We start from the raw sequence: 6,247 nt of genomic DNA on the forward strand, positions 1-6,247 counted from the left end.
GAAGTGGGGAAGTGGGGAAGTGGGGAGAAGGGAGAATAAATAAAAATAATCTCCTGTCTCCTGTCTCCTGTCTCCTGTCCCCTGAATAGGGCTATTTTTTCAACTGCTTAACCGCTTGATAGATTTCGGGTAAACGCTTGTAAGCAGCTGCTACCTTGAGAAATAACTTATGCGGCATAGCGGGAGCGCCGGAAACCACTTCTCCTGCTCCGATATCGTTGTGAATGCCAGTTTGGGCGGTTGCGATCGCACCATCCCCGATCACGGCTTGATTGGCAATGCCCACCTGTCCTGCTAAAATAACGCGATTGCCCAATTTTACGCCTCCTGCCATGCCCACCTGTCCTGCTAGGGCGCAAGCTTGGCCAATTTGGCAATTATGGGCAATATGGACGAGATTATCGATCTTAGTCTGGCTACCGATGCGGGTTTCTCCCACTGCCGGGCGATCAACCGTGCTATTACAGCCAATTTCTACCCCATCTTCTAAGACCACGATACCCGATTGTTCCATCTTAAACCAGCCTTCGGGAACTGGCACAAAACCGAAGCCCTCCGCACCAATAACAGCACCACTGTGGATAACGCAATCATTGCCGATTTGTACCCGTTCGTGAATGGTACAGTTAGCGTGGAGAATTGTGCGATCACCAATATGCACCCCGGGGTAAATAACGGCGTTAGGATGAATGCACACCCCATCACCGAGGGTGACATTCGCTTCCACCACAGCATGGGCCCCGATGGCAACTTTATGGCCGATTTTAGCCGATGGATGCACCACGGCGGTGGCGTGAATGTAGGGTTGGGGCTGAAAGGGTTGATAGAATAATTTGATGGCGTGGGCGAATAAAAGTCGGGGATTGGCACTAGCTAACCAAGGGATGCCGCGTTCGTCGGCCTGTTGTTGTAAATTGGCATCCAGGGGCAGAATTAGGGCAGTAGCCTCAGTTTTGGCGACAAAGGCAGCAAATTTTCCCCCTTCGATATAGCTAATGGTATCGACTAGGGCGGCTTCGATGGGAGTTATGGCTTTAATTTGGGGATTTCTGTCGGGATAGGCAGTTAAACTGTGAGCAGAGACTAAAGGGCTTAATTTTTGGGCAATTTCACTAAATTTCATAAATATATATTGCGATCAAGATAGGGCTTATCCTAGGATAGTTTAAAACTATACTGATAATCTTGTCGTTATTATAGTCAAAAAAGTTGCTAGTTTTTTAGGGAATAATTCCTGTTTTCCATTTCAACAAAGCCGATGTCGATCTGGAGCGGTTTTGGAGATAAGTTGGCTCTCTCCAAAACCGATTGGTTTTAGTTTTTACTACTCGATCGAGTTAATAAAATTGACCCAAACAGTATTAAGGCGATCAGAGTTGATGGTTCGGGAACTGTTTGAAAATCTAGGTTGAAAATTCCTGAATCTCCCCAAGAAAGGCTAAGATCTACCAGCTTAAAACTGGCTGAATATTTTCCCGGTCGAGAGGCAAGAAACTTCGGTAAAAAGGAGAAGTTATCACCAGTCCCGATCGCATAAATATCTCCAGCATTAGCTAAAATTGTCTCTCCTAAAGAGTTAGCTACCGTTAATCCATCACTAATCTCTAACAGTTGTAAGGATAGGTTGGCATTACCTAAAGACCGATTCCACCGTCCCCCAGAACTGTTAAAAAGAGCTTGTTCTCCCAAGTCAGAGGAATTATTAATAGTTGCCACTGATTGCATCAGTAGATTGCTATATTCCTCCCCAGTGGCAGCACTAACAAAACTATTCTGAAAAATTCCTTGTCCTGCAATTAAGGAGAGAGGAGGCAATCCTGTAGAAGTCTCAGGAATGCGATTATTGGTGTTAGTGGGATTAACTACCGGGTTACCAGACGGGCCGGAATAACTGTAAGTGCCGATACCGTGAAAATGAGGGTTTCCCTCTCGGTGAGCAACCAGAAGAGTTAACCGGTTATAGTTAGGATTGGCTAATCCCTCATAGATGCCCCGAGTTAAGGTGATTTGATTATCCACCCCGATATAAAATTCGGGCAAACTCTGACCAATGGCAGGCTCTTCAGCCTTAGCCAGAGTTACCAGGGCGAAAGAAAGCGATAAAATGAAGCTAACGGCGATAAATGGAGATTTTGGGCTTTTTTCGCTTATTTTCTTGCCAGCACAAACTAATCCTACCCTAGAGACCTGTAGAACCATGATTTCTCTCCTTAATTAGAACGATAATCATTATCATTCTAGCAAAAAACCCTTGTTCCGATTCACTTTTGCCAACAAAGTTAATTTAAGTTAACGTGAACAATGCTGTCCCAATAAGTTGCCCGAGCATCTAAAGGGGTCGAGGTGGATCAAGGAACAGGCAACGCCAGAACAGCAGCGGGTCCTCTGGGGATGAGGCCAAATCCCGTCAAAGTTTATCTTGATCAAAAAAGATATAGCGTTTCCTAAGCTAGTGAGGTACACCTATTTTTCTTCCCTTTTGCCTTCTGCCTCTTGCCTTTTGCCTAAAACCCTTTTGTACCTCAGCAGACTGAAAAACGCTATAAACAAAGCTGTACTAGATTTTGCAGTGGGGAATGTGGGTTAAAATAGACCAAGAAAGTTAACAAAAAAATTGTCTCGCTCAAGTCGGCGAAAATCAGCTTATGACCCTTGCGGTGGCGATCAAAAAGTTAAAAAAATCCTACGGTCAGACAGCAGCGGTTAAAGATATCTCCTTTACCGTGGCAGCGGCAGAAATCTTCGGTTTACTAGGTCCCAATGGTGCGGGGAAAACCACCACGATTCGCTGTCTTTGCACCCTTGCTAAACCCGATGGCGGCAAAATCGAGGTGGGGGGTGTCGATGCCCTGAATAACCCCAAATCCGCCCGTAAACGCCTGGGTTACGTTGCCCAAGAAGTCGCCCTCGATAAAATGCTCACCGGCCGGGAACTGTTGCAACTACAAGCGGCTCTATATCACATTCCTGCTCAAAAGTCAAGAGAGCGCATCAAAGAATTAATAAATCTTTTAGGATTAGAGGAATACGCCGACAAAAAAACAGGAACCTATTCCGGCGGCATCAAAAAACGGCTGGATTTAGCGGCGGGATTACTGCATCAGCCGGAAGTTTTGGTGCTGGATGAACCGACTGTGGGACTCGATATCGAAAGTCGTTTGATTGTCTGGGATTTTCTGCGACAATTGCGGGCGGCCGGAACCAGTGTATTAATTACCAGCCATTATCTCGAAGAAATTGACGCCTTGGCCGATAACTTGGCAATTATCGACAATGGTATCGTCATCGCTCACGGTACCCCCTCACAACTGAAGGAGCAACTGGGCGGCGATCGCATTACCCTAAAAGTGCGAGAATTTTCCCCAGAGGAAGAGGCCCTAAAAGCGAAAGAGTTATTATCCCGTCTGCCTTTTGTCGAGGAAGTGATCGTCAATACCGCCCAGGGTAACTCCCTTAATCTCATCGTGGCGGCGAATAGCAATCCTTTAAGCAAAATTGAGCAAACCCTAGCCGAATCGGGATTACCCGTGTTTAGCATGGCCCAATCCCGTCCTAGTCTCGATGATGTCTATCTGGCGGCCACCGGACGCACCCTGATGGATGCGGAAATTGCCGCCGCCAGCAGTCGCGACCTCAAGGCGGAGAAAAAACAAGCGATGAAGGAATCCTAGTCCGGCGAGAAAAGCTGTAATATTGCCCAATTGCCCGGTTAAATCATCTATCTCAATGGAGCGATCAATTATATATCAATCATTATGAAAGATAAACGGGTATTGCTGACCGGCGGTACGGGAGGACTGGGTTTAGGAGTCACTCCGGCGGTTTTACACCATGGCGGTCATCTAACCATGACCTATCGGGAGGAAAGGGAGGTAGGTCGTCGGAAATCTCGGCTGAGTGCGGCGGAATTTGAGCGTATTCGCTTTGTCAGGGTGGATTTAACCCAAGAAACTGCCGTGGCTAGATTAATTGATGATCTCGGTCGGGTCGATGTCTTAATTCATCTAGTCGGGGGTTTTACCATGGGGGCGACGGAGGAGTTTAGCTATGAAGATTGGCTAAAAATGTTCGATTTAAACCTCCATAGCACTTTTTTACTGTGTAAACACTGTTTACGCTCGATGAAACTTCATAATTATGGTCGTATCGTCACTATCGGTTCTCGTGGTGCCGTACAACCGGGGGCAAATTTGGCCGCCTATTGTGCCTCGAAAGCGGCGGTAGTGGCTTTAACCCAAGCGATCGCAGAAGAAACCAAACAGACTAATATTACCGCTAACGTGGTTTTGCCAAGTGTTATCGATACTCCGGGCAACCGGGAAGCGATGGGAGAGGCAAATGCCAAGGACTGGGTAAGTCCCCAATCTCTAGCCGAGGTGATCTGTTTTCTGGCAGGGGAAGGAGCTAAGGACTTGCGCGGGGCGGCAATTCCCGTCTATGGTTCCCTGTGAGTGGTTTTTTGTCTTCAGGCTGATACACTGATAACGGCGCTCGCTCTTGCTAAAAATTGGGCTTAATTTATGCTTATTCCGATTCTTATCAGTCTTACTATCTTACTTTTATCCTATCTGCTCGGTTCGATTCCCACGGGTTATTTAATCGGTAAATACAGCAAAGGTATCGATATTCGTGACTATGGTTCCGGTTCCACTGGGGCCACCAATGTGTTGAGAACTCTGGGAAAAACTGCCGGGGCGACGGTGTTATTAATTGATATGTTAAAGGGAATGGTGGCGGTGGCCCTGGTACGAGGACTATATTTTATTGATGTCAATCCTCTCCCAGAAAGTTGGTATTATTGGTTAATTATCGGGGCAGCATTGGGGGCAGTCATCGGTCATAGTAAATCGATTTTCTTGAATTTTAGCGGTGGTAAATCCGTCGCCACCAGTTTAGGGGTTTTATTGGTGATGAATCCCCTAGTGGCCGGCGGAACTTTGGCGAGTTTTTTGGTTATTCTGGCACTTTTCCGGATTGTTTCTTTAGGTTCGATTATCGGGGCGCTGGTGGTGAATATTTTAATGGTTATTTTAGGTCAACCTCTCCCCTATATTTTATTTAGTTTGATGGGGGGAATCTATGTGATTGTTCGTCATCAGGGTAATATTAAAAGATTGTTGGCAGGGACGGAACCAAAAATAGGTCAGAAAGTACAGCAATCATCGGAAGTAAGTTAATAACTTTCTCAAGTCAGAATAACCACTGTGAAATGAAGTTGACGGCTCATCAGTTCTTTTATGAATAGGCTAAGACGCATTTTAACCGCCTATCCTTAGATTAGCTAAATCTCCCCCCGACGTCGGGTAGGGTTGGGGGGGTGTTGCCTCTTTCCCCATCTCAACAAGCAATCTTGTCTTTGAGGTTTAATTAAGACTGTCTGCTGTGGTTTTTAACCACAGGATAAAACTATTAACATCTTCTTGAACTTGTAGCCATGTATTATAAGAGTTATTAACCAGATTTTCTAGTTTTTGTTTTTCCAATTCAAAACCGTAGATATTGCGAACAACGTGCCGAAAGCTTAGGTATTCATTAAGTTTATGCACGGTATCTTCTCGTAATACAGCAGGACGATAATCTTGAGGTTTGCTCATACGATTTAATAGCCTTCTATGCCAGTCATAACTAGATGGTAAGCCACCATTTAACTCAGAAGCGATAATTTGAAAAATTCGTTCACATCCTGTATAGAAGTTATCGAGTTTTAGGGCTAAACTTTCGGCACAAATATCGGCTAGTGCCGGGTTGGTTAGCATTTCCGCTTGAACTAAACGCATTTGGCTTTCTAGCCGATTTAATCTATTAACTTCAGGGGCAATATCAAGGGCGATTTCTGGTAATTCACTGGCACTCATCGGACGCATAAAGACATTCTCCTGTTTGCAAAACTCTGTTAAGAAAATGAGGTTCTAAGTCTTCTATAGGCTTTAAATCAATCCAGCGATCGCTAATTAGGGTTTGCTGAAAAAGTTTTTCCTGGGGGCAGGGTGTGGGGTGTGGGGTGTGGGGTTTTAAGCTTTTACGCATTTAAGTTACATTGACAGCATTACCCTTATTTTTAAGTTTTCTACTCCATTTAATAATCAATCCCCCTTCATTTAAAAGCTGATTGACTACTTTTTCTAGTTCTTCTTTATTTTCAAATTCTCGATTAGCTATGTATTCTTTAGCGGAATGCCACAATAATTCTATTAGGTGGTAATCTGGACTATAAGCTGGTAAAAACTCTAGCCTAATACTGTCTCTT

8 protein-coding genes are annotated in these 6,247 nt (G+C 45.0%); 3 read left to right on the forward strand and 5 right to left on the reverse strand.

Annotated features, from left to right (window positions below):
- Nucleotides 1-91: 91 nt before the first annotated feature.
- Together lpxD and IQ242_RS13865 are read right to left on the reverse strand one after the other, a co-directional pair.
- Nucleotides 92-1,123 (reverse strand): UDP-3-O-(3-hydroxymyristoyl)glucosamine N-acyltransferase, encoded by a 1,032-nt coding sequence (lpxD, locus tag IQ242_RS13860; RefSeq protein WP_193960366.1) that lies wholly within the window; start codon nt 1,121-1,123, stop codon nt 92-94.
- A 191-nt stretch (nt 1,124-1,314) separates the two neighbouring features.
- On the reverse strand, nt 1,315-2,199 hold the full coding sequence (locus IQ242_RS13865) for an all3515 family Zur-repressed PEP-CTERM protein (RefSeq protein WP_193960367.1): 885 nt from the start codon (nt 2,197-2,199) through the stop codon (nt 1,315-1,317).
- Nucleotides 2,200-2,645: 446 nt separating this feature from the next.
- Between IQ242_RS13865 and IQ242_RS13870 the strand changes: the two genes are divergently transcribed.
- From IQ242_RS13870 to plsY, 3 genes are all read left to right on the forward strand, one after another.
- Nucleotides 2,646-3,671: an ABC transporter ATP-binding protein gene (locus tag IQ242_RS13870; protein ID WP_193960368.1), complete on the forward strand. Its 1,026-nt coding sequence runs from the start codon at nt 2,646-2,648 to the stop codon at nt 3,669-3,671.
- A gap of 84 nt (nt 3,672-3,755) precedes the next feature.
- On the forward strand, nt 3,756-4,451 hold the full coding sequence (gene fabG / locus IQ242_RS13875; protein WP_193960369.1) for a 3-oxoacyl-ACP reductase FabG: 696 nt from the start codon (nt 3,756-3,758) through the stop codon (nt 4,449-4,451).
- 69 nt (nt 4,452-4,520) lie between these two features.
- Complete coding sequence (gene plsY, locus IQ242_RS13880; protein WP_193960370.1) at nt 4,521-5,177, forward strand: glycerol-3-phosphate 1-O-acyltransferase PlsY; 657 nt, start codon at nt 4,521-4,523, stop codon at nt 5,175-5,177.
- Between the two features lie 186 nt (nt 5,178-5,363).
- Here plsY and IQ242_RS13885 read toward each other — a convergent pair whose 3' ends face one another.
- The 3 genes from IQ242_RS13885 to IQ242_RS13895 form a co-directional block, all read right to left on the reverse strand.
- Entirely contained in the window at nt 5,364-5,864 is a 501-nt protein-coding gene (locus tag IQ242_RS13885; protein WP_193960371.1) for a hypothetical protein, read from the reverse strand.
- On the reverse strand, nt 5,842-6,027 hold the full coding sequence (locus IQ242_RS26190; RefSeq protein ID WP_228020989.1) for a hypothetical protein: 186 nt from the start codon (nt 6,025-6,027) through the stop codon (nt 5,842-5,844). The genes IQ242_RS13885 and IQ242_RS26190 overlap by 23 nt, the downstream gene beginning before the upstream one ends.
- Nucleotides 6,028-6,247: transposase (locus IQ242_RS13895; protein ID WP_193960372.1), on the reverse strand; the 220-nt coding region annotated here is incomplete at its 5' end.

This window comes from Microcystis sp. LEGE 08355 (genome assembly GCF_015207185.1).
In the GTDB taxonomy this organism is placed as follows: Bacteria; Cyanobacteriota; Cyanobacteriia; order Cyanobacteriales; family Microcystaceae; genus Microcystis; species Microcystis panniformis.